Here is a 20,929-nt window from a genome sequence, read left to right on the forward strand (position 1 = left end):
AAATTTGCACTGTCCTGAGGCCTCTGCCGCCTGCCCTGGATGCAAGGTGCAGCCCGTTCACTGGCTGTGAATTGAATTTCGCTGGCTGCGGCCCTACATTGGCGGCGGATTTCAGCCGCCCGGCCAATTCCTTGGGCTATAGTGATTGACGCCAGAGAATCCCCGCGAAAAAGGGGAAGCGTGTTTTGAGGAGAGCAAAATGACCCGGACCATTCCCACCCGGCCCGCTTCCCGCGGGCGGTCCCGTACAATGGCAAGCGGGGTAAAGCTGCTGGCTGCACTGCCGCTGGCCGGGATGCTGGCCGCCTGCCAAAGCCCGCTGGACTATGACCTGCGCGGCCAATTGGGCGCTTTTAACACCGCCAGCGCAGCGCAATCCGCCACCTCGAACCGCCCTTCCCCTGACAGCCGCGGGCTGATCACCTACCCGTCTTACCAGGTGGCCGTGGCACGGCGCGGCGATACGGTGTCGGATGTGGCTGCCCGCATCGGCCTGCCGCCTGAAGAAGTGGCCGGCTTCAACGGCATGCAGCCTGGCGATGCCATGCGCCAGGGGGAAGTGCTGGCACTGCCGCGCCGCGCCCCTGACAGCCTGCCCCTCGATGGCAGCGCAGCCCCGGGGTCCGTCGACATTGCCAGCCTGGCCGGAGAGGCGATTGAGACCGCACCGCTTACCTCGCCGAACCCGGGCTCGGTGACCACAACCACGATCCAGCCAACGCCGAAACCGAAGCCGCCTGTGGTACAGGACGGCCCTGAGCCGGTACGCCACAAGGTGAAACGGGGAGAGACCGCCTATACGATCTCGCGGCTCTATCAGGTTCCGGTGAAGTCGCTGGCGGAATGGAACGGCCTGGGCAGCGACTTTGCTGTGCGCGAAGGCCAGTATCTGCTGATCCCGCTGAAAGAAGAGCCCGCGCCCGAACTGGCCCCCGCCGCCCCTGCGGTGGTGACCGAACCGGGCGAAGGCAGCGCCACGCCGGTGCCGCCCAGCGCCAGCCAGCCGCTTCCGGATGAGCAGGTGGAGCCTGCCGCGGTCAAGCCGGCAGCCGAGACCCTGCCCAAGCCGGCGCTGCCGGAACCCAGCCGCCAGAGCGATGCCGCTATGGCCTATCCGGTGCAGGGCAAAATCATCAAGACCTACTCCAAAGGCCGCAATGACGGTATCGACATCGCCGCTGCAGCCGGCAGCCCGGTCAACGCGGCCGAGGCCGGCACCATTGCTGCAATCACCAAGGATTCCAACAACGTGCCAATCGTCGTGATCCGTCACAGCCAGAAGCTGCTGACGGTCTATCAGAACGTGGACAACATCACGGTGAAGAAAGGCGAAAGCGTGGTCCGCGGCCAGCGCATCGCTTCGCTGCGCAGCGGCGACGACGCCTATGTGCATTTCGAAGTGCGCGACGGGTTCGAAAGCATCGACCCGCTGAGCTACCTGAACTGACGGCGCTCCCCTTCTCCCGGCACATATAAAGCCCGGCTGCTTGGCCGGGCTTCTTTTCTCATTTGCCCCACTGCGGCCTAAGCCAGCCAGGCAGGCGCCCCGGCGTCTCTGCCGTCCGGCCGATCCGGCGGCTGCCTACAGTCTTCTTTCTGGTCAAAAATACTCCGGGGGAGCCGCCGCAGGCGGCGGGGGCAGCGCCCCCTGCACCGCGGGCAGCGGGGTCGGCTCAGCGCAACGCCACCCCGTGGCGCCCCGCCAGATCGGTGAAGAACTGCCATGCCACCCTTCCTGAGCGCGATCCCCGGGTCGCCTGCCATTCGATCGCCTCGGCACGCACGGTCTCTGCGTCCGCCTCAACCCCGTAGGCGGCGCAATAGCGCGAGATCATCGCCAGGTATTCGTCCTGATCACAGGGGTGGAAACCCAGCCACAGGCCAAACCGGTCGGACAGCGACACTTTCTCCTCCACTGCTTCCGACGGGTTGATGGCGCTGGAGCGCTCGTTCTCGATCATGTCGCGCGGCATCAGGTGGCGGCGGTTGGAGGTGGCATAGAACACCACGTTTTCGGGCCGCCCCTCAATGCCGCCATCCAGCACCGCCTTGAGGCTCTTGTAGTGCTGGTCGTCATGGCTGAACGACAAATCATCGCAGAACAGGATGAACCGGTGCGCCGAGCCGCGCAGATGATTCAGAAGCCGCGCGACCGAGGGCAGATCCTCGCGCTGCAGCTCGACCAGTTTCAGCTGCGGGTGATCATCGACCAGCGAGCCGTGCACGGCCTTCACCAGGCTCGACTTCCCCATCCCCCGTGCCCCCCACAACAGCGCGTTGTTGGCAGCAAACCCCTGGGCAAAGCGGCGGGTGTTGTCCAGGAGCGTGTCGCGGGAGCGGTTGATGCCCACCAGCAGGTCCAGATCGACCCGATTGACGCTCTCCACCGGCTCCAGCCGCTCCGGCCCCACATGCCAGACAAAAGCGCTGGCCGCGTTGAAATCGGGCGTCTCCAGAGGGGCCGGAGACATCCGCTCCAGCGCCTCGGCAATGCGGGTCAATGCGATCTGGTCCATGGGGTGCCTCCGTCCGTTAGCTGACGGATTCCAAAGCATGTTCCAGGGCTAGCGGCAAGTATCTCCTGACCTCTCCTGAAACAACTTGCCCTGCGCCTCCGCCACAATTTGGTACCAAAGCACTGAAAGGATAGCCTAGCATTTTTCATTGAGAGTGTTTCATGCAAAAAGCTTATTACGTAGCTCTGGTGGTCGTTACATCCTTGTGCCTGCTGCTGGCTATTCCCGGCTTCGCCTTGCTGGCTGCCGTTTTCACCTTTGGCCTTGGCTACTTCCTCTTTGCGCCTCTGCCCAACCTAGCCATCTTTCTTTGGGCTTTCCTACCAGCCGTTCGCTGCTGGCAGATCCGCCCTCTTCGCTTGCCAGCGCTGCTGGTTGGCGCGGCATTGCCCGGATATCTGTATTTTGCCCCGCCCATATTGTCTGATCAAGCGATGCAGCACGACCTGGCCTCACGTGGCGATGCGACTGCGGAACCAGTGGAATTCGACCTTCATGTCGGGATAGAAATTCACCGCAAGGCTCTGCCAAAGCCTGACTTGCAAGTGCCTGGAATTTCCTTCCCAAGCCCCGGTTTTTTTAGCACGCTCCCCTGCTTCGAACTCTGTGAACGCCTTTTGACTGGAGGTGACGTTTCCTGGGTCCGAATCGTTCGGACCAATGATGACTTCGGGAGCTACAGGGAAAATAGCCAAGTTCTGCTGGTTGCAGGCTCTGCCAAGGATTGCCGGAAGCTATACAATGACTACCCTGCAGACAAACCCTGTCTGCTCTTTGCTGCCGATCACCGGCTGCCAGCCGGCCTCACGATCCGGATCGAGGAGGAACGCATGACCAGTCAAAAGGAGCTGCCTCCCTATTACAAACCCTACGGATATCGAACTGTCACGGCCTTTGCAGGACCGGACGCCAATGCCCCGTTGGTCTATCAAAAGACACAAATGTTCCACCAGCGTCCCACCCGCTATGTCACTTTTGACTATGGGCGCTTCGGCGACGGTTTCGCCGGATACGGCGGGTATATATATGCTCGCGCAAAGGCGGCCTCACCTCCGATCAATCTTGAAAAGGATATTGAGGTATTGGGGCTGACCTTGGGCCCGCGCCGCATGCCACCGCAACCCGCGTCCGGTTCAGCAAACCAGGAAGAAAGACCATTTCCCGATCCCCAAGATGCCATCTATATCGCGTCCGGCCTTAAGACGGGCGCTGAGGGGCACAGTGTTTTCCCCGCCAGCTTCAAAAACCTCGTCAGCAGCTGGCATCTGGCATTAATGAAAGCGGACCGGCTGACGCCGTCCGACCGAGCGATATTCTGTGCAGCCCGCAAAGATGAACGTCTGGGCCAGCAATTCCAGGCCGACAGGGTCATGCAAAAGCACTCCTTATCGGCCTGCGGGAAAACGCCCTGGTGGGAGAAATGAAAAGCGCGCCCTTCCGGGCGCGCCTTTCCATTTCAATCCGGCTCCGGATTACTTGTCCTTGCCGTCCTCGGCATCGAACTCGGCCATCAGCGGATCGTCGGGATGGGCATCCATCTCGTCTTCATCGTCATAATAGCCATCCGCCCGCAGCTGTGCCTCGCGCTTTTTCTCGACACGGCCCACCAGGAAGATCGAGATCTCGTAAAGCCCGTAAACCACGGTGAACAGGATGATCTGGGTGATCACATCCGGCGGGGTCACCAATGCGGCCAGCACCAGGATCGCCACCACCGCGTATTTGCGCACCGCGCCCAGGCCTTCAGCGCTCACCAGCCCGGCCTTGCCCATCAGCGTCAGCAGCACCGGCAGCTGGAAGCAGAGGCCAAAGGCCACGATGAACTTGATGGTCAGGTTCAGATATTCCTGAGCCGAGCCCTGGAACACCACGCTGAGCCCCTGGTTCACTTCCTCGCCGGTCACCGCTTCACCGCCGGCTCCGAACTGCTGGAAACCCAGGAAGAAGTCATAGGCCAGCGGCGTCACAACGTAGAACGCAAAGCTCGCGCCGAGCAGGAACATGAAAGGCGAAGCAACCAGGAACGGCAGGAACGCGCCCTTCTCGGACTTATAGAGGCCCGGCGCCACAAAGCGCCACATCTGGAACCCGATATAGGGAAAGGCCAGAATGAAGCCGCCCAGGAAGGAGATCTTGATTGCGACAAAGAAACCTTCCTGCGGGCTGATGAAGATCAGCGCACAGTCCTGGCCGCCTTCGGCCAGCACCTGGCACAAAGGCGCAGTGAGGAAGTTGAACACCGGCGTCGCCACGGTGAAACAGATCACCATGCCTACAACAAAGGCCGCCACTGAATGAATCAGCCGCGAGCGCAGTTCGGCCAGATGCTCAATCAGCGGTGCGGTTGAGTCGTCGATCTCATCCGTGTTGCTCATGATTTGGCCTCTTTTTCCGCATTTGGCTCCGCAGGTGCCAGCGCGGCCTCGTATTCTTCCGCCTTGGCCAGCGCCTCCTCAGCCTCGCGCGCCTTGCGCTCGGCTGCAGCACGCGCAGACGATGCCTGGATCTTCTTGGCATTTTCAGCGCGTTCCGCGGCCAGCTTGCCGGTCTCGCTTTCGGGGTCGTATTTGGTGGGGTCGATCGACGACGCCATCTCCTGCGCCGCCTGCTTGACCCCGTCCATGGCCGTGCCCACCGGATTGGCGGCCGCCTTCAGACCCTTGGCAACATCATTGACCCCGGCCTCATCCGCCGCGTCATGCATCGCCCGGCTGAACTCGCGCGCCATGCCCTTGGCCTTGCCCACGAACCGCCCGACATTTCGGAACAGCACCGGCAGGTCCTTGGGGCCGACGACGATCAGCGCAACAACGCCGATGACCAGCAGTTCGGTCCACCCAAGATCGAACATGAGGCCTTACGCCTTGTCTTTTTCGGTCTCGGGGGTGACGTCCTTGGCCTCGGCAGCGGCGTCCTCTTCCAGCTCCTTGCTGCCTTCGTTGATGCCCTTCTTGAACGAAGTGATGCCCTTGCCGACTTCGCCCATCAGCGAGGAAATCTTGCCGCGGCCGAACAGGACCAGAACGACGACAGCGATCAGCAGAATGCCGGGCAGGCCGATGTTGTTGAGCATGAGAGAACTCCTTTTATCTTGCAGCGCCGGATACAAGGCGCCGGTCTTTTCCGTTGCAACGGGTGTAGCGCGCGCGCGGCGCCAAGCGGAAGCGCTTCACCCCGCGCAATGTCTCCCGGCGGGGCTGAATCCGCGGAATTTGCTGCCGCCTCGCATCCAACTGACAGGTTTATGTCAGTTGATGGTCGGTAAATCCACCCCATCACAGCAAACTAGGAGAGACGTGATGAGCAAACATGTGGCCGAAATCGTAACCTTCGAACTGGCCGAGGGCGTCAGCCAGGCGGATTTTGTCGCCCTGAGCCAGGCCAGCGAAGCCTTTGTCCGGGCACAACCCGGCTTTCTGCACCGTCAGCTGAGCCGCGGCGCAGACGGGCGCTGGACCGACTACGTGGTCTGGGAAGACATGGAAACAGCGCAAACCGTGGCAGCCGAATTCCACAAGCAGGACTTCTGCGCCGGTCTGATGAAAGCCATTGCCGATGGCAGTGCAAACATGCGCCATGAAGAGGTCCTGTGGGACATGGCATCCTGAAAACGGCGCGGCACCCGCATCGCGCCGGGTGCCGCTCTTGACCTTGGCCCCCTCCCCGCGCCAAGGCTAGTCCCATGCGCCGCACTGACCGCCTTTTCGAAATCATCCAGATCCTGCGCGACGGGAAGCTGCACCGTGCCCAGGACATTGCCGAACGGCTGGAGGTCTCCACCCGCACCATCTACCGCGACATGGACACGCTGACGGCCTCCGGCGTGCCGGTGGAGGGGGAGCGCGGTGTCGGCTACATGGTGCGCGAGCAGATCAGCCTGCCGCCGCTGACGCTCACTCCGGAGGAGCTGGAGGCGCTGAACCTCGGCATGGCGATCGTGGCCGAAGCCGCTGACCCGGAGCTGAAGGCCGCGGCCCTGGCCCTGGCCTCGAAAATCGACGCCGTGCTGCCGGAACAGACCATTGCCGAGGCGGATGCCTGGAAATTCGCCGTCTACCCGTTCTCGGACGCCGCCCGCGCCCTGGCCCATATGCCGGCCCTGCGCGCCGCGATCAAAGCGCGCCAGAAACTGCAGCTCAGTTACCGCCGCATCGACGGCACCCTGACCGAGCGCAGGATCCGCCCTTTGCACATGGAATACTGGGGCCGGGTCTGGACCCTCACCGCCTGGTGCGAAACCCGCGAGGCCTTCCGGGTCTTCCGGGTCGACCTGATCGAGGACGCCAGCGCCCTGCCCGAGCTCTTCGTGGACGAACCCGGCAAACGCCTGCAGGACTACGATCCCTATGGGAAGCCGTAATAGCCCCTTCCTCTTGCTGAAAATATCCCGGGGGAGCCGCCAAAAGCGGCGGGGGCAGCGCCCCTAACCCAGCTCAAAACTCGTGACGCCATAAATCAGGGGCAGCTCCAGCTGCGGCGCTTCCCCACGGTACATCCGTGCGGTTTCAAACACCGGCTCAAGCCCCAGGGACTGCGCCACTCTCACTGCTTCTGCATGGGGTTCCGGCACATCCAGAAACACCTCCTGCCCCTCTGGCAGTTCCTGCAGCAGCCGCGCCAGCACCGTCTCTGCAGCCTCCCGAGACGCCGCAACAAGCGGCCCGATCTTACATCCGGTGCGGCAGGGGCGCAGGGTACCGAACCCCTCCATGACGCCATCCCGGTAAGCAGCATAGGCGTGATGTCCCTCAGCGCTCAGCCACTCCGCCCAGAACAGAGCCCGCTGCACAGGAAATACGCGGGCGTCCAGCGCCTCCAGCCCGGCCGCAGGCTCCGCCAGCGGCAGCAGGTCAAAGCCTGCGCAAGCCGCCAGCTCGCGCGCCGGCACTCCGCCAAAGCGGATATTGCGGTAGGCCGGTTCAAAGCCCGAACGGCGGTAGTTCTCCTGCTGGTCCACGACCCCGTCGAGACCCACAGTGCGCGTCCCCGAATGTTCCAAGGCCTTCTGCCATAGCGCAAACCCATAGCCCTGGCCGCGATGCTGAGGTGCCACGATGTAGAAGCCGAGGAAAGAAAACGCCGCGCAGTAGTTCACCACCGAGATGCAGGCGATCATCTCCCCGTCCAGGAAGCCGCCCCAGAACCCTTCCGCATCAACTGCACCAAAACAGGCCGCATCCTGATGACCTGGGTTCCAGCCCTCCTGCGCCGCCCACTCCACAGCGGTCCGGATTTCCGCGGGCGTCAAAGCCCGGATGTGATAACCGTCCTGCATTTGCACCTCCTGTTTTCTTGAGGCAACAATGCCTGCTAACACTCAGGCGGGAAAGACAAAACAGCGGTTGCGCCGCACCGTGAGCCACATCGCCCGCCCCTTTTCCGGCAGGAACACATTGGGCACTGTGGCTTTCAGGATCGAGCCGTCGAACTCCATCCGGAACTCCACCAGGCTCTCGCTGCCCAAAAACCGCGCCCGCTCAACAGTTGCGCGCGCCGCAACGCCGTCGCTGGGTGTGGGCAGCGGCCCCTTGCCGCCGCGGTCGAAATCGATACGCAGATGCTGCGGCCGAAAGACGATTTCCACCTCGGTCCCATCCGCCACACCCGGCGCCAGAAACTCGCCAAAGGCCGTTTGCGCCAAGGCGCCATTGACCTGCGATTTCAGCACGTTCACGTCGCTGAAGAACGCCACCGCGGCCTTGTCCGCCGGGTGGGTATAAACGTTGTAAGGCGCGCCTTGCTGCACGATCCGCCCGCCTCGCATCAAGGCGATCTCATCGGCCATCCGCATTGCTTCTTCCGGCTCGTGGGTCACCAGAAGCACAGCGGTGTCTTCCTCTTTCAGCAGGCTCAGCGTCTCGTCGCGAATGCCGTCGCGCAACCGGTTGTCGAGGCCGGAGAACGGCTCATCCATCAGCATGATCCGCGGCCTCGGCGCAATCGCGCGCGCCAGCGCAACCCGCTGCTGCTCGCCGCCCGACAACTGGTGCGGATAGCCGTCGATGAAACGCTTCAGCGACACCCGGTTCAGCAGTTCCTCGACCCGAGCCCGCTTCTCGTCCTTGCTGCCTTTCAGGCCGAAGCCCACGTTGTCGGCCACACTCAGATGCGGGAACAGGGCAAAGTCCTGGAACATCAGCCCGATCTCGCGCCGCTCCGGCGGCACCCGGAACACGGTGTCGCAGATCAGCTTGCCATCTACATAGATTTCGCCCGAGTCCTGCATCTCCACCCCGGCGATCATCCGCAACGTGGTGGACTTACCGCAGCCCGAAGGGCCCAGCAGGCAGGTCACCTGCCCGGCCTGGATCTGCAGCGAGACGTCATCCACCACCGCGCGGCCTTCGAAATGCCGCTTGATGTTGCGGATCTCCAGCCGCGGCGGAGCCATGGTGCTGAGCATGTCGGCAGGGGCAGTATTCATGAGGCCTCGGGGCTGTTTCCGATGAAAACGCTTAGGGTCCCGCCGGGATAGCAACCCCGCCCCCCGGCTGCAAGCATTCCGGACCGGCCGTAGCGCAAACCGCCCTTCGCGGCCGGGCGGAAAGATTTCAGGTGAAACGCCCGTCAGCAGCAGCCTGCTGCTGCCCCCTCCTCATCCAGCCCGTTAAAGGGCGAATTGCCGCCGCAGCCTGCAAAGATCCCGTAATGGGAATCGAAATTTCCGATGAACTCGAAATGCGGCGCAAAACGGCTGTCCTGCAGCATCATCCAAGTGTTGCCGCAGACCGAGAACACCTTGTCCGCCTCGATCACATGATGATCGTCCAGCGCAAACACATGCGGCGCGTGTTCGATGGTGCCTTTGTAGATCACCGCCTGGCCGTAGTCCTCGCAAGCAGGCTCGAGGGCGGGCAGTTTGAACAGCCGGTATGTGGCCGACAGGAATTTCAGCGGCTGCACCCGCTTCTCCAGCACCGGGTTCTCGATGGTCAAGAGGCGCGAGGTCACCATGCGGGGGTCCTTGAAACCGGACTCCTTGGCAATTGACAGGAAGTCGTTCCAATAGAGCGCGCCGGACAGGCACTCGCCATAGAGCACCTCATCCTTGGCCATCTCTTCCGGCACCCGGCGGTCGGCGTAGACGTCCGAGAAATACATCTCGCCGCCCTCTTTCAGCAGATGATGGGCGCCGCGCAGCACCGCGCCCTTGTCGGTGGCCAGGTTGATCACGCAGTTGGAGACGATGATGTCAAAGGAGCCCGGCTCCAGGTCCAGCTCCTCCAGCTTTTCGATATAGCCGTGATGGAATTCCACATTCGACCGGGCATAGCCGAAGGCCTCGGCGTGATAGTCCTGATGGCGCTTGGCCACCTCCAGCTGCGCCGGGGTCATGTCGACGCCCACCACCTTGCCATGCTCGCCCACCAGCGCCGACAGCGCATAGACATCGCGGCCCGCGCCGCAGCCGAGGTCGAGGATGCGCGCGCCTTCCAGCGCTTCCGGAGCGATCAGGCCGCAGCCGTAATAGCGGGTCAGCACCTCGTCATGGATTTTCGACAAGACCGCCTTCACATGATCCGGCATGTCGTCCGGCGTGCAGCAGGCGTTGGTCTGCAGATCGTCGCTGCCCTGCAGCACCTCGCCGTAATAGTTCTGCACGTTTTCATGTTTCATGAGAGCTGCCTTTCCTGTGGTTCCAGACCAATGGGATAGCGGCGCGCAAATGGTGCGGCAATCAGCGAGGCGGGTGATCTGACGCAACTGTGAAGGAGTGTGCGAATAAGCTCTAAGGGCAGCGCCCGTCCGCGGGTGGAAGCGTAGCGCCCGCCCATGGGGGCGGACGGGCGCTGCCCGGCTTGCAGCCGGGCGAAACAGAATTTCAAGAACTAGAGAAAATCTCAGCCCTCGGGCAGCAGCTCAAACGCGGCCTCGGCCCGCACCTTGCCGTTCACCATCAGCTCAATCCGGTGCGGCCCCGGCACCAATTTGAAGGTAGTGGCATCACCTTTCAGCTTATGCTTCTTGCCCAGTTCCAGCTTACCACCGGCGAGTTTTGCCTGTTTCAGCTTGAACACCTTGGCTGAGGCTTTGCCGCCAGAGCGCTGGAAATGCAGGATATAATCCACCAGCACCGGCGCCCCCGCAGCCCCTTCCAGACGGCAGGCGACATCCAGGGCATCCCCGATGCGCACCGTATCCTGGACCTCGATATGTGCCTCCAGCGCCAGCTCCGGATCATAGCCCAGCATCGCCATCGCCCGCGGATGCCCGGCCTTCACCAGCCCGCGCAGAGCGTGGGAGGTCATCCAATCCAGCTCCTTGCGCTGCTGTTTCCCGGCCGCGTGCCAGCTTTCCAGCCGGTCCATCACCAGGTCCGGGTCCTTCTTGGCAATGTCGTTCAAATGGTTGGCAATCGAGCGGGTGACATAGCGGGTGCCATCGCCATGCAGGCTGTCCAGGAGCGGCAGCGGCTCCGCCAGGTCCAGCCCGACAGCCTCGCCCCACGGCAGCCGCGGCCGGGTGCCTTCGCTCACCAGGCGGCGCACATGATAGCTCGAGTGCCCGGCCCAGTGCTCCATCCGCGCCAGCACCTCGGCAGGCCAGCGGTTCAGGAAGGGCCGGATCGCCCATTCCATCGAAAACCGCTGAGTGATTTCTTCCAGCAAATCCAATGAAAGATCACGGTGCGCCTCCACGCCCCGGGCAGCGACATACTCCCCCAAAGGTGCAAAGATGAAATCACCAAAATCATCATCACTCTTGGAAGGGTCCAGCGGCGGCGGCAGAGCTTTCAGCAGCACCGGCGCCGCGTCCGGCAGCGCCTCAGGCAAATGGCGCGCCAGCACGTCTGCAATCAGCGTAATCCGCTGCTTCAGCTCCAGCGCCGGCAGTTCTGCCATCACCTGTTCTTCAAACTCCGAAGCGTCGAACCCAGCCTCCGCCGCAGCAAAAAGGCCCGCCAGATAGCGGACCTTGTCGCGGTTGAACAACTGGTCTTTCAGGGAAAATCCCGAAGCCATATCAGCCCCTTACATCGTGGTGTTGGTGGCGCCGCCATCGAGCAGGATATTCTGCCCGACCATGAAGCCCGCGTGCTGCGAGCACATGAAGGCGCAGGTGGCGCCGAACTCCTGACGGGTGCCGTAGCGGCCCGCAGGAATGGTGGCGCAGCGCGCCGCTTTGGCTTCCTCAGGCGTGATGCCCTGCGCCTTGGCCGCGCCGCCATCCAGCGATACCGCGCGGTCCGTGGCATGGATGCCCGGCTGCAGGTTGTTGATGATGACGCCCTGGCCCGCCACCTGGCGCGCGGTGCCCGCGACATAGCCAGTGAGGCCTGCGCGTGCTGCATTCGACAAGCCCAGAACAGGAATCGGCGACTTGACCGAAACCGAGGTGATGTTGACGACCCGGCCCCAGCCGCGCTCGATCATGCCCGGCACCAGCGCCTTGATCAGCGCAATCGGGGTCAGCATGTTCGCATCCAGCGCGCTGATGAAATCCTCGCGGTCCCAGTCGGTCCACATGCCCGGCGGCGGGCCGCCTGCGTTGGTCACCAGAATGTCGACGCCGTCAGCTGCATCCAGCACCTGGCTCTGCCCCTCCGGCGTGGTCACATCTGCGGCCACGGTCACCACATCCACGCCATATGCGTCGCGGATTGCCTGCGCAGACGCTTCCAAAGCCTCCGCCCCGCGGGCGTTCATCACCAGATTCACACCAGCCTCCGCCAGCGCCTCGGCGCAGCCCAGACCCAGCCCCTTGCTGCTGGCACAGACCAGCGCGCGCTTGCCCGAAATACCCAGATCCATCTTGTCCTCCCTCGGGAATCTTCTCTGTTTGCGCGGAGCTTGCACTGCGCGCGCGCGGATGGCCAGCCCCCTGCCTCCAGGCTGCAAACGTTAAGCTGCCGGAAAATCAGCCCCTTCCCACCGCCTTTCCGCCACATTCTCACGGCAAATTCACAGGACAGGACCCCTTACCGGGCCTATACCGGATTGAAGAGACAGCTCCGCGACCGCATGGGACAGACATTGACCGCCAGCCACGCCTCCGTCCAGGCCTACCGGGCCGAACAGTTCTGCGTCGAATATGGCGCCAATATGGGCGACCCGCTGGGGGTGCTCGAAGACCTGGTGCTGGACGACATCTATATGCTGGCGCTGGCCGAGGCACCGCAGCGGCTGGGCATTGCCGCCCATCACGACGGCAGTTTCAGCATTGCGCATGATACCGCACTCGGCACCGCCGGCGCCGCGCTGCATCTTGACTGCCTGCTCACCCTGATGCCCGACAGCGGCCCCAACACCGAGACCCTGGTGATGGTCGAAGTGGACGCGGACGGCATGATTGCCGGTGTCTTCCTGGTGCCGCTCGCCCCCTTGCAGCCGCAGATGCCCTACACCCTGGTCAAGGCCGAGCGCGAGCCTGCCCGCCGCAAACTGGCGCAATCGGCCTGCGTCTCCTTCACCCGCGGCACCAGCATCACCCTTGCCACCGGCGAGCAGCGCCCGATCGAAGAGATGCGGGCTGGCGACCGCGTCCTCACCCGCGACGATGGCATCCAGCAAGTGCGCTGGGTCGGCCAGTCCACCCTGCGGGCCGTTGGTGACCTGGCCCCGATCCTGATCCGCAAGGGCGCCTTGAACAATGCGAACGACCTGATCGTCAGCCCGTCCCACCGCCTCATGGTCTACCAGCGCAGCGACGAGATCGGCGCCGGCGCCCCCGAAATCCTGGTCCGCGCCCGCGACCTGGTGAACGGCGACACCGTGGTGGTGCTGGACGGCGGCTTTGCCGACTACTTCCAGATCCTGTTCGACCGCCACCACATCATCTACGCCGAGGGCATCGCCGCCGAGAGCACCTTCCTCGACCCCGTCACACGGCCGGTGCTGCCCGAGGATTTCTGGACCGCCCGCCCCGGCGGCCCTCAAGGCACCCTGCCCGCGTCGCACAAACGCGGCGCCCACGGGCTGGACGTGAGCCGGTCGCTCTTGGACCGGCCGGATGCGGTGGGGCTGCTGAAGCGGGCCTCGCTGCGCTGACTTTGGCAAGTACTACGTTTCATCGCAGCCTGAAAAATTCAACGCAAACCGGAAAACTATTCTGATGGGGCGCCAGCCCAGTGGCTGACCCCGCCTTTGGCATGCTGAATCATCCTGGCCAGCAGTTCGATTTTGCGAAAAGGCTTTGCCAGAAAATCGTTCATCCCTGCGGCCAGGCAAGCCTCTACATCGCTGGGTTGTGCGTTGGCCGTAAAAGCAACAATGGGGCATTCGGCAAGACCTGAAGCCTTTTCATGGGCCCGGATCAGGCGTGTGGCCTCCAAACCGCCCAGGACTGGCATCGACAAATCCATTAGGATTAGGTCCCGGGGGCTAGACATGTAGAAGTCCACTGCGAGTTGGCCATTCTCAGCAAAGCAGAGATCCGCCCCCGAAGACTTTAGCATCTTGCGCAGCACCAACTGATTGGTCTTGTTGTCTTCAGCAATGAGCACCCGGAGCCCGGCCAGTTCCTCAGGCTTCAGATCTAGCGCGCTGGTTCCACTGTTTGCACGCAAGGCTTTTCTGTTGTCCTGAAGAAAAGGAACAGCGGCCTGCTTGCCAGGATCTCCGTCCTCCAGCGGCTTTACATTCAAGCTGACTGTAAAAACAGTCCCCTGGCCAGGTGTTGAAGAAACAGAAATCTGCCCCCCCATCCGCTCGACCAACGCCTTGGTAATTGCCAAACCAAGCCCGGTCCCTTCAACCACGCGGGTTACCTGGCGGTTGACTTGTTCAAATGCGGAAAAAATCCAGCTGAGTTGCTCTTTGTCGATCCCTATTCCTGTATCAGAAACCTGTATTCTAAGTGGGCATCCAGGTTCGCTTTCATTGAAAGAAACCCGCAAGGTCACATTGCCCTGTTCTGTGAACTTGATCGCGTTTCCCAGTAGGTTCATCAGGATTTGCCGGACCTTGCTGGCATCGCCGACAAATTCCCGGGGCATTTCCTCGGGATAGTCCGTACGCAGTTCAATACCCTTATACGCAGCCTTGGCCCAAAGAAGCGTTCCAACATCCTGCACCAGATCCAGCAGGGAAAACGGGGCGTCATGCAGGGAGATCTTGTCAGCCTTGATTTTGGAAAAATCCAAAATGTCGTTGATCACGCTGAGCAATGCGTTCGCAGAGTTAAAGATGGTGTTGGCGAAAAGAGCCTGCTGTTCATTCAGCTCAGTCTCTTTCAGGAGTTCGCACATGCCCAGGATGCCGTTCATGGGCGTCCGGATCTCATGGCTCATATTGGCGAGGAAACGTTCTTTTGCCTGACTGGCCTCTTCGGCCTTTTCCAGCGCCATCTTTGTCAACTCAAGCGCTTCGTCCCGTTCCATTTCAGACGTAACGTCTGCAGAAGAGCCGACAAGATAGACAACCGCGCCTTGGTCATTGAAGACAGGCCGTAGTGTCGTGCGGAGGTTCTTTGGCTTATGTTCGGTGGGCAGCACAATGTCGTAGGTGGCTTCCTGCCGGGACTCGATGACGCTCAAATGCAAGTTCAAAGCACGGCGCCCGGTTGCTCCCCCATAAAGCTCCAGGGCAGTCTTACCTGCGAAATCTTTGTATTCGAACTCCGTGAACTCGCGCGCTTTGCTGTTTATGGCTGAATACCGCGGCAGGCCATCTGCACCGACCTTTAAGACGATAACCGCAAGTTCGACTGATTCCAGAACTTCGAATGGGTCAGAAAATTCGTCTTGCTGCAATTCTTCTTCTCGCCTTGGAACTGCTTTTCGGCCCCGCAGTCATCACCGCTTCAGCAGCGGATTGGAAACCTCCTTATCAAGACTATTGGCTAATCTGAAGTTAAGCCAGTGAACCCTGGTCCATGGTTACGGCACCCCCCGTTTTTCTTGCCTCTTCCGGCATTCCTGCTATACGCGCGCTCATGCTGGATTCCGTCACCAACCGCCCCGAACTGCCGCCCGAAATTGCCCGCCGCCGGACCTTTGCGATCATCTCGCACCCGGATGCCGGCAAAACCACGCTGACTGAAAAGTTCCTGCTGTACGGCGGCGCGATTCAGATGGCCGGCCAGGTGCGCGCCAAGGGTGAGGCGCGGCGCACGCGCTCGGACTTCATGCAGATGGAAAAGGACCGCGGGATCTCGGTTTCTGCCTCCGCAATGTCGTTTGATTTCAGCGGCTTCCGGTTCAATCTGGTGGACACGCCCGGCCACTCGGACTTTTCCGAGGATACCTATCGCACCCTGACGGCGGTGGATGCGGCGGTGATGGTGATCGACGGCGCCAAAGGTGTGGAAAGCCAGACCCAGAAGCTGTTCGAGGTCTGCCGCCTGCGCGACCTGCCGATCCTGACCTTCTGTAACAAGATGGACCGCGAAAGCCGGGATACGTTTGAAATCATTGACGAAATCCAGGAGAATCTGGCGATTGACGTAACGCCTGCGGCTTGGCCCATCGGCGTGGGCCGCGATTTCATCGGCTGCTATGACATGCTGCGCGACCGGCTGGAACTGATGGACCGTGCCGACCGCAACAAGGTGGCGGAAAGCATTGAAATCAACGGCTTGGATGATCCCAAGCTGGCCGAGCACGTGCCGGAGCATCTGCTGGAGAAGCTCTTGGAAGAGGTCGAAATGGCCCGCGAGCTGCTGCCGGCACTTGACCCGCAGGCGGTGCTGGAGGGGCATATGACCCCGATCTGGTTCGGCTCGGCGATCAACTCGTTTGGCGTCAAAGAGCTGATGGACGGCATCGGCGCCTATGGCCCCGAGCCGCAGCCGCAGTCCGCTGAACCCCGGCAGGTGAGCCCGGAAGAAAAGAAGGTCGCAGGGTTTGTCTTCAAGGTTCAGGCCAATATGGACCCCAAGCACCGCGACCGGGTGGCGTTTGTGCGGATGGCATCAGGCCACTTCAAGCGCGGTATGAAACTCACCCATGTGCGCACCAAAAAGCCGATGGCGGTGTCGAACCCGGTGCTGTTCCTGGCCTCTGACCGGGAACTGGCAGAAGAGGCCTGGGCCGGCGATATCATCGGCATCCCGAACCACGGGCAGCTGCGTATCGGTGATACTCTGACCGAAGGCGAAGCACTGCGGGTGACCGGCATTCCCTCCTTTGCGCCGGAGCTACTGCAAGGGGTGCGCGCGGGCGATCCGATGAAAGCCAAGCATCTGGAAAAGGCGCTGATGCAGTTTGCCGAGGAAGGCGCGGCCAAGGTGTTCAAACCCTCAATCGGCTCCGGCTTTATCGTCGGCGTGGTCGGCGCGCTGCAGTTCGAAGTGCTCGCCAGCCGGATTGAAATGGAATACGGGCTGCCGGTGCGGTTTGAGGCGAGCCAGTTCACCTCGGCCCGCTGGGTCAGCGGCGACAAGCCGGCGGTGGACAAGTTCATTAATGCCAACAAGCAGCACATCGCCCATGACCACGACGGCGACATCGTCTATTTGACGCGGCTGCAGTGGGACATCGACCGGGTGGTGCGCGATTATCCGGAGTTGAACCTGACCGCGACCAAGGAAATGATGATCTAAGTTCCGGCCTGGCACCCGGGTGCCAGGCCGCTATGGGTATGCCCGAAATTTCGCGGGCAGATTACCACGCAATTTACATAGTGCCTTCCCGTTTTGTTGACGGAGTTTTTTATGAAAAGCACTTTCCGGCGCGCCCGCCTGCGTGCTCTTTCCGCCGGCCGCGCACTGCGGCGCAGGCTGCAGTACGGCAGTTTGCCTGAGCCCGCTGAAACAGATTTGATCATGCCCGGCGGAATTGCCGGGATCGAAGAATACTTCAATCGCCGTGAACGGCCTTACCGGAATGCAAAAGAGGCAATTCCGGATGTCCGGCTGGAACTGCAAGCGGCAAAGGACCGCCGCTTGCCTGCCCCCTCGGCCCCGGTCCCCCGCCGCGCAACCAGTGATGCATGCGTAAAATACCGCGATCTTTGCTGCCAGTTCGCGGGCCAATCCGAGCTTCTCGCCCTGCATGCGCTGGTCTGCGCCTTACTGCGCCGCCGCGGCTGCCCGCCGAGGTACCGGCGGCTGTTTCTTCGCATGTGGCGCGAGGAAGGCGCGTTCCTGGCTGCCAGCCTGAACACCAGATGGCTGATTTCTGCCGCAACCAGTTTTGCAGATGCCGGTGGCACAACCGAACAGCGTGTGGCGGGCCAAGCTTTTGCTTTGGCCTTCGACCTCATCAAACTGCATGACAGCGAACGCAGACTGTCAGGCCGGCCGAACTCGCTTGCCTTTGCCCCCATTGCCAAGGACGACCGGTTTCCGCTTGCCTTCGGCTTGAGACCGTATTCCTTTAACAAAGGAGATCTTGATCTTTCGATCCTGTCCCGGCTCAGCAAGCTGGCGAAATCCGACCCAGTGTTTGAGCCGCTGGGAGACCAGCTGATGGCAAAGCTGATGAGCGATAACCGGAGCGTCTTTGCCAGGACACAGATGCTGAAGCCGCCAAAGAGGAGACAGCGCAGTGGAGCCGGATAAACCCAGCCCCTTGTGGGGGATTGTCAGCACAATAAAAGCGGACGCTAGGACTGTGCTGAACTTTGCGGCCTACCATCTGGATCTGGGAGCCCACCGGCTTCATATTTACCTCGACGAGCCGAACCCCGACGCCTTCAGCCACCTCAAAGCGCATCCTAAAATCCGGGTGCAAACCTGCGACAGCACCTATTGGAAGCAGCGCAAGAAACAGCGCCCGGCCAAGCATCAAACCCGTCAGACACTCAACGCAACCCACGCATATGAGCGGATTCAAACGGATTGGGTGGCACATATCGACGCCGATGAGTTCATCTCCTCCCCCGGCCGGCTAAGCGATGCGCTTGCGGCCGTGCCGAACAGCGCACACTGTGCCCGCATACGCCCTATTGAGGCTCTGCCGGGCCGTGACGGCCATTACAAATCGCTGATTCCAGACGGCCCCGGCCGGGAAGCTGCGGTGCGAGCGCTGTACCCTTCCTTTGGCGTATTTCTGAAAGGCGGCTTCCTGAGCCACGTCGCGGGCAAAGTCTTTGCCAGAACCGGGCTGCCGGACATCCAGCTGCGCATTCACAACCTGTATCAAGGCGGCGAAATCGTGTCTGGGGCCTTCGACCTAGACCAGGTGGACTTGTGCCACCGCCACGCCGACAGCTGGGAACAATGGCAAACCCTTTACAAGTTCCGGCTGGAACGCGGCTCTTACCGGCCGGGCCTGGCACCCGGCTTTCCCCGGCTTGCAGGCGGCCTTAGCAAACACGAGCTTCTGACCCTGATCGAGGAGGAGCACGGCCCCGAAGGCCTGCGCCGTTTCTTTGATGAAATCAGCGCCAAAGATCCGGAGGTGTTCCAAAAGCTGGAGGCACAGGGGCTCTTGAAGATTCGGCATCTCGAGCTGGACGCCAAACGGCAGAAACACTTCCCCGCGTTTGGCTGAATTGTTTCTATTTTGCACAAGTAAACGCCAAAAACTCTGCAAAACCGGGCGTTAATTGACGATCACGCAGGATTTTGATATGCCGCCCCACGAGCCGGAAGCTGCCATCCCGCATGACCTTTGCGGAGCCGGCTGCAACACACACGCGCGGGCCAGGTCAGTGTCCGCAATGACGGATACAGATGACAAAATTCACCGATCTGAACCTTAATCCCAAGGTCCTCAAAGCCATTGAGGAAGCGGGATATGAAAACCCCACTCCGATTCAGGCAGGCGCCATTCCGCCTGCGCTCGAGGGGCGCGATGTTCTGGGAATCGCCCAGACCGGCACCGGCAAAACCGCGTCTTTCACGCTTCCGATGATCACCCTGCTGGCCCGCGGCCGCGCCCGCGCCCGGATGCCGCGCAGCCTGGTGCTGTGCCCGACCCGCGAGTTGGCGGCGCAGGTGGCCGAGAACTTCGACACCTATGCCAAGCACGTGAAGCTCACCAAGGCGCTGCTGATCGGCGGTGTCTCCTTCAAGGAGCAGGACGCGCTGATCGACAAAGGCGTCGACGTGCTGATTGCCACCCCGGGCCGCCTGCTCGACCATTTCGAGCGCGGCAAGCTGCTGCTCACCGGTGTGCAGATCATGGTGGTGGACGAAGCGGACCGGATGCTCGACATGGGCTTCATCCCGGATATCGAGCGTATCTTCTCGCTGACCCCGTTCACCCGCCAGACGCTGTTCTTCTCGGCCACCATGGCGCCCGAGATTGAGCGGATCACCAACACCTTCCTGTCGGCCCCGGCCCGTATCGAGGTCGCCCGCCAGGCCACCGCGTCCGAGACCATCGAACAGGCAGTTGTGCAGTTCAAACCTTCGCGCCGCGACCGCGAAGGCAGTGAAAAGCGGAAAGTCCTGCGGGCGCTGATCGATGCCGAAGGCGAAAAGCTCACCAATGGCATCATCTTCTGCAACCGCAAGACCGACGTGGATATCTGCGCGAAATCGCTGAAGAAATACGGCTATGATGCGGCTGCGATCCATGGCGACTTGGATCAGAGCCAACGGATGAAGACGCTTGATGGATTCCGCGACGGCTCCTTGCGGATCCTGGTGGCCTCCGACGTGGCCGCCCGCGGCCTGGATGTGCCTAGCGTCAGCCATGTGTTCAATTTCGATGTGCCCGGCCATGCCGAGGACTACGTGCACCGGATCGGCCGCACCGGCCGTGCCGGCCGCGAAGGCAAAGCGATCACCATCTGCTCGGTACGCGACGAAAAAGCCATGGATGCGGTTGAGAAACTGATCCAGAAGGAAATCCCGCGTCTTGAGAACCCGGTGAAGCCGGAGCCGAAAAAGGAACGCGCGCCCCGTGCTGCCAAGCCCGAGGCCGAGAGCCGCAAGGACGACAAGCCCGTGCAGAAGCCGGAGCGCGAGCGCTCCTCCGGCGGTCGCGGCAAATACGGCAAGCGCGACGACAAGGTTGTGGTCGGCATGGGCGATCACCTGCCCAGCTTCATTGCGCTGAGCTTTGCGGAACGCCGCGCCAGCTGACACGCCGCAAGACCAATAAATCCGGGCCGCTCCCCTTGGGAGCGGCCTTTTTCGTGGCTGAACCAAACAGCAATGCACTCGCAGCAATGCGACCTTTGCACTTGCAGCATAACGGGGTTTCGATCTTGGCTGGCGTAATTCCGCGCAAGCCGGCGTATTGCTGGGGCAACACTGAAACGCGCCATTCAAGATGGGCCACGCCATGACCACCGACACCAATACCCTGACTATTGCCCAATTCCAGGCCATCGAAGCCCGCGCCCACGAGCTGCGTGCCGAGGCCTTCGCCAGCTTTACCCGCCGCCTGTTCCGCGCGGTTTTCCTGGCGCCTTTCAAACTGCTCTCCCGCCCGGCCTGCGCCCGTCCGCTGCACGGCTGAGGCAACGGCCGCTTGCCTGCGGCACAGTCACAGAAAAGAAAACGCCGCGGGCCTCCTTGGCCGCGGCGTTCTTCTTTTTCGGTGATGTCCTGCGGCCGCGCCGTGGGCCCGCAGGGTC

Annotated in this window: 20 protein-coding genes; 10 read left to right on the forward strand and 10 right to left on the reverse strand. The window is 61.9% G+C overall.

What is annotated here, in order from left to right:
- Nucleotides 1-199 precede the first annotated feature (199 nt).
- Complete coding sequence (locus tag RA19_RS13010) at nucleotides 200-1,447, forward strand: M23 family metallopeptidase (RefSeq protein ID WP_039163191.1); 1,248 nt, start codon at nucleotides 200-202, stop codon at nucleotides 1,445-1,447.
- 226 nt (nucleotides 1,448-1,673) lie between these two features.
- Here the strand turns inward: RA19_RS13010 and RA19_RS13015 are convergent, their stop codons facing one another.
- A complete protein-coding gene (locus tag RA19_RS13015; RefSeq protein WP_039163192.1) occupies nucleotides 1,674-2,516 on the reverse strand; it encodes an ATP-binding protein in 843 nt (280 codons plus the stop codon).
- Nucleotides 2,517-2,677: 161 nt separating this feature from the next.
- On the opposite strand from RA19_RS13015, the gene RA19_RS13020 reads away from it, so the two are divergent.
- Nucleotides 2,678-3,940: a hypothetical protein gene (locus RA19_RS13020; RefSeq protein WP_039163194.1), complete on the forward strand. Its 1,263-nt coding sequence runs from the start codon at nucleotides 2,678-2,680 to the stop codon at nucleotides 3,938-3,940.
- Between the two features lie 48 nt (nucleotides 3,941-3,988).
- On the opposite strand, the gene tatC is transcribed toward RA19_RS13020, so the two are convergent.
- Genes tatC through RA19_RS13035 form a run of 3 tightly spaced genes read right to left on the reverse strand, consistent with a single transcriptional unit; the run spans nucleotide 3,989 to nucleotide 5,589 of the window.
- Nucleotides 3,989-4,891, reverse strand: coding sequence for a twin-arginine translocase subunit TatC (tatC, locus tag RA19_RS13025; protein WP_039163195.1), 903 nt, complete (start codon nucleotides 4,889-4,891; stop codon nucleotides 3,989-3,991).
- Entirely contained in the window at nucleotides 4,888-5,367 is a 480-nt protein-coding gene (gene tatB / locus RA19_RS13030; protein ID WP_039163197.1) for a Sec-independent protein translocase protein TatB, read from the reverse strand. The genes tatC and tatB overlap by 4 nt, the downstream gene beginning before the upstream one ends.
- 6 nt (nucleotides 5,368-5,373) lie before the next feature.
- Complete coding sequence (locus RA19_RS13035; RefSeq protein ID WP_039163199.1) at nucleotides 5,374-5,589, reverse strand: twin-arginine translocase TatA/TatE family subunit; 216 nt, start codon at nucleotides 5,587-5,589, stop codon at nucleotides 5,374-5,376.
- A gap of 226 nt (nucleotides 5,590-5,815) precedes the next feature.
- On the opposite strand from RA19_RS13035, the gene RA19_RS13040 reads away from it, so the two are divergent.
- Together RA19_RS13040 and RA19_RS13045 are read left to right on the forward strand one after the other, a co-directional pair.
- A complete protein-coding gene (locus tag RA19_RS13040; protein ID WP_039125887.1) occupies nucleotides 5,816-6,124 on the forward strand; it encodes an antibiotic biosynthesis monooxygenase family protein in 309 nt (102 codons plus the stop codon).
- Between the two features lie 74 nt (nucleotides 6,125-6,198).
- A complete protein-coding gene (locus RA19_RS13045) occupies nucleotides 6,199-6,876 on the forward strand; it encodes a helix-turn-helix transcriptional regulator (protein WP_039163201.1) in 678 nt (225 codons plus the stop codon).
- A gap of 63 nt (nucleotides 6,877-6,939) precedes the next feature.
- On the opposite strand, the gene RA19_RS13050 is transcribed toward RA19_RS13045, so the two are convergent.
- The 5 genes from RA19_RS13050 to RA19_RS13070 form a co-directional block, all read right to left on the reverse strand.
- Entirely contained in the window at nucleotides 6,940-7,791 is an 852-nt protein-coding gene (locus tag RA19_RS13050) for a GNAT family N-acetyltransferase (RefSeq protein ID WP_039163204.1), read from the reverse strand.
- A gap of 42 nt (nucleotides 7,792-7,833) precedes the next feature.
- Entirely contained in the window at nucleotides 7,834-8,940 is a 1,107-nt protein-coding gene (locus RA19_RS13055; protein WP_039163205.1) for an ABC transporter ATP-binding protein, read from the reverse strand.
- A gap of 143 nt (nucleotides 8,941-9,083) precedes the next feature.
- Nucleotides 9,084-10,133: a methyltransferase domain-containing protein gene (locus RA19_RS13060; protein WP_039163207.1), complete on the reverse strand. Its 1,050-nt coding sequence runs from the start codon at nucleotides 10,131-10,133 to the stop codon at nucleotides 9,084-9,086.
- 224 nt (nucleotides 10,134-10,357) lie between these two features.
- On the reverse strand, nucleotides 10,358-11,479 hold the full coding sequence (locus RA19_RS13065; RefSeq protein ID WP_039163208.1) for a hypothetical protein: 1,122 nt from the start codon (nucleotides 11,477-11,479) through the stop codon (nucleotides 10,358-10,360).
- A 9-nt stretch (nucleotides 11,480-11,488) separates the two neighbouring features.
- The gene (locus RA19_RS13070; RefSeq protein ID WP_039163209.1) at nucleotides 11,489-12,268 is read right to left on the reverse strand and encodes an SDR family oxidoreductase; all 780 of its coding nucleotides are present in this window, start codon (nucleotides 12,266-12,268) and stop codon (nucleotides 11,489-11,491) included.
- A 210-nt stretch (nucleotides 12,269-12,478) separates the two neighbouring features.
- Between RA19_RS13070 and RA19_RS13075 the strand changes: the two genes are divergently transcribed.
- Nucleotides 12,479-13,504 carry a Hint domain-containing protein gene (locus RA19_RS13075; RefSeq protein ID WP_039163210.1) on the forward strand — a complete coding sequence of 342 codons (1,026 nt, stop codon included), beginning with the start codon at nucleotides 12,479-12,481 and terminating at the stop codon, nucleotides 13,502-13,504.
- 56 nt (nucleotides 13,505-13,560) lie between these two features.
- On the opposite strand, the gene RA19_RS13080 is transcribed toward RA19_RS13075, so the two are convergent.
- A complete protein-coding gene (locus tag RA19_RS13080) occupies nucleotides 13,561-15,207 on the reverse strand; it encodes an ATP-binding protein (protein ID WP_052261783.1) in 1,647 nt (548 codons plus the stop codon).
- Nucleotides 15,208-15,389: 182 nt separating this feature from the next.
- On the opposite strand from RA19_RS13080, the gene RA19_RS13085 reads away from it, so the two are divergent.
- From RA19_RS13085 to RA19_RS26995, 5 genes are all read left to right on the forward strand, one after another.
- Entirely contained in the window at nucleotides 15,390-16,997 is a 1,608-nt protein-coding gene (locus RA19_RS13085; protein ID WP_039163212.1) for a peptide chain release factor 3, read from the forward strand.
- 222 nt (nucleotides 16,998-17,219) lie between these two features.
- Nucleotides 17,220-17,957, forward strand: coding sequence for a hypothetical protein (locus RA19_RS27205; protein WP_206540277.1), 738 nt, complete (start codon nucleotides 17,220-17,222; stop codon nucleotides 17,955-17,957).
- Nucleotides 17,958-18,009: 52 nt separating this feature from the next.
- Nucleotides 18,010-18,891 carry a glycosyltransferase family 2 protein gene (locus RA19_RS13095; RefSeq protein ID WP_241479064.1) on the forward strand — a complete coding sequence of 294 codons (882 nt, stop codon included), beginning with the start codon at nucleotides 18,010-18,012 and terminating at the stop codon, nucleotides 18,889-18,891.
- A 182-nt stretch (nucleotides 18,892-19,073) separates the two neighbouring features.
- Nucleotides 19,074-20,432 (forward strand): DEAD/DEAH box helicase, encoded by a 1,359-nt coding sequence (locus tag RA19_RS13100; RefSeq protein WP_039163216.1) that lies wholly within the window; start codon nucleotides 19,074-19,076, stop codon nucleotides 20,430-20,432.
- Nucleotides 20,433-20,634: 202 nt separating this feature from the next.
- The gene (locus RA19_RS26995; protein ID WP_241479065.1) at nucleotides 20,635-20,811 is read left to right on the forward strand and encodes an RSP_7527 family protein; all 177 of its coding nucleotides are present in this window, start codon (nucleotides 20,635-20,637) and stop codon (nucleotides 20,809-20,811) included.
- Nucleotides 20,812-20,929: the final 118 nt, after the last annotated feature.

The sequence above is a fragment of the Leisingera sp. ANG-M1 genome, assembly GCF_000813745.1.
In the GTDB taxonomy this organism is placed as follows: domain Bacteria; phylum Pseudomonadota; class Alphaproteobacteria; order Rhodobacterales; family Rhodobacteraceae; genus Leisingera.

Coding starts and splice junctions, on each gene's coding strand:
- RA19_RS13010 (WP_039163191.1), top strand. CDS start 200: ATGACCCGGACCATTCCCACCCGGCCCGCTTCCCGCGGGCGGTCCCGT.
- RA19_RS13015 (WP_039163192.1), bottom strand. CDS start 2,516: ATGGACCAGATCGCATTGACCCGCATTGCCGAGGCGCTGGAGCGGATG.
- RA19_RS13020 (WP_039163194.1), top strand. CDS start 2,678: ATGCAAAAAGCTTATTACGTAGCTCTGGTGGTCGTTACATCCTTGTGC.
- tatC (WP_039163195.1), bottom strand. CDS start 4,891: ATGAGCAACACGGATGAGATCGACGACTCAACCGCACCGCTGATTGAG.
- tatB (WP_039163197.1), bottom strand. CDS start 5,367: ATGTTCGATCTTGGGTGGACCGAACTGCTGGTCATCGGCGTTGTTGCG.
- RA19_RS13035 (WP_039163199.1), bottom strand. CDS start 5,589: ATGCTCAACAACATCGGCCTGCCCGGCATTCTGCTGATCGCTGTCGTC.
- RA19_RS13040 (WP_039125887.1), top strand. CDS start 5,816: ATGAGCAAACATGTGGCCGAAATCGTAACCTTCGAACTGGCCGAGGGC.
- RA19_RS13045 (WP_039163201.1), top strand. CDS start 6,199: ATGCGCCGCACTGACCGCCTTTTCGAAATCATCCAGATCCTGCGCGAC.
- RA19_RS13050 (WP_039163204.1), bottom strand. CDS start 7,791: ATGCAGGACGGTTATCACATCCGGGCTTTGACGCCCGCGGAAATCCGG.
- RA19_RS13055 (WP_039163205.1), bottom strand. CDS start 8,940: ATGAATACTGCCCCTGCCGACATGCTCAGCACCATGGCTCCGCCGCGG.
- RA19_RS13060 (WP_039163207.1), bottom strand. CDS start 10,133: ATGAAACATGAAAACGTGCAGAACTATTACGGCGAGGTGCTGCAGGGC.
- RA19_RS13065 (WP_039163208.1), bottom strand. CDS start 11,479: ATGGCTTCGGGATTTTCCCTGAAAGACCAGTTGTTCAACCGCGACAAG.
- RA19_RS13070 (WP_039163209.1), bottom strand. CDS start 12,268: ATGGATCTGGGTATTTCGGGCAAGCGCGCGCTGGTCTGTGCCAGCAGC.
- RA19_RS13075 (WP_039163210.1), top strand. CDS start 12,479: ATGGGACAGACATTGACCGCCAGCCACGCCTCCGTCCAGGCCTACCGG.
- RA19_RS13085 (WP_039163212.1), top strand. CDS start 15,390: ATGCTGGATTCCGTCACCAACCGCCCCGAACTGCCGCCCGAAATTGCC.
- RA19_RS27205 (WP_206540277.1), top strand. CDS start 17,220: ATGCCCGGCGGAATTGCCGGGATCGAAGAATACTTCAATCGCCGTGAA.
- RA19_RS13100 (WP_039163216.1), top strand. CDS start 19,074: ATGACAAAATTCACCGATCTGAACCTTAATCCCAAGGTCCTCAAAGCC.
- RA19_RS26995 (WP_241479065.1), top strand. CDS start 20,635: ATGACCACCGACACCAATACCCTGACTATTGCCCAATTCCAGGCCATC.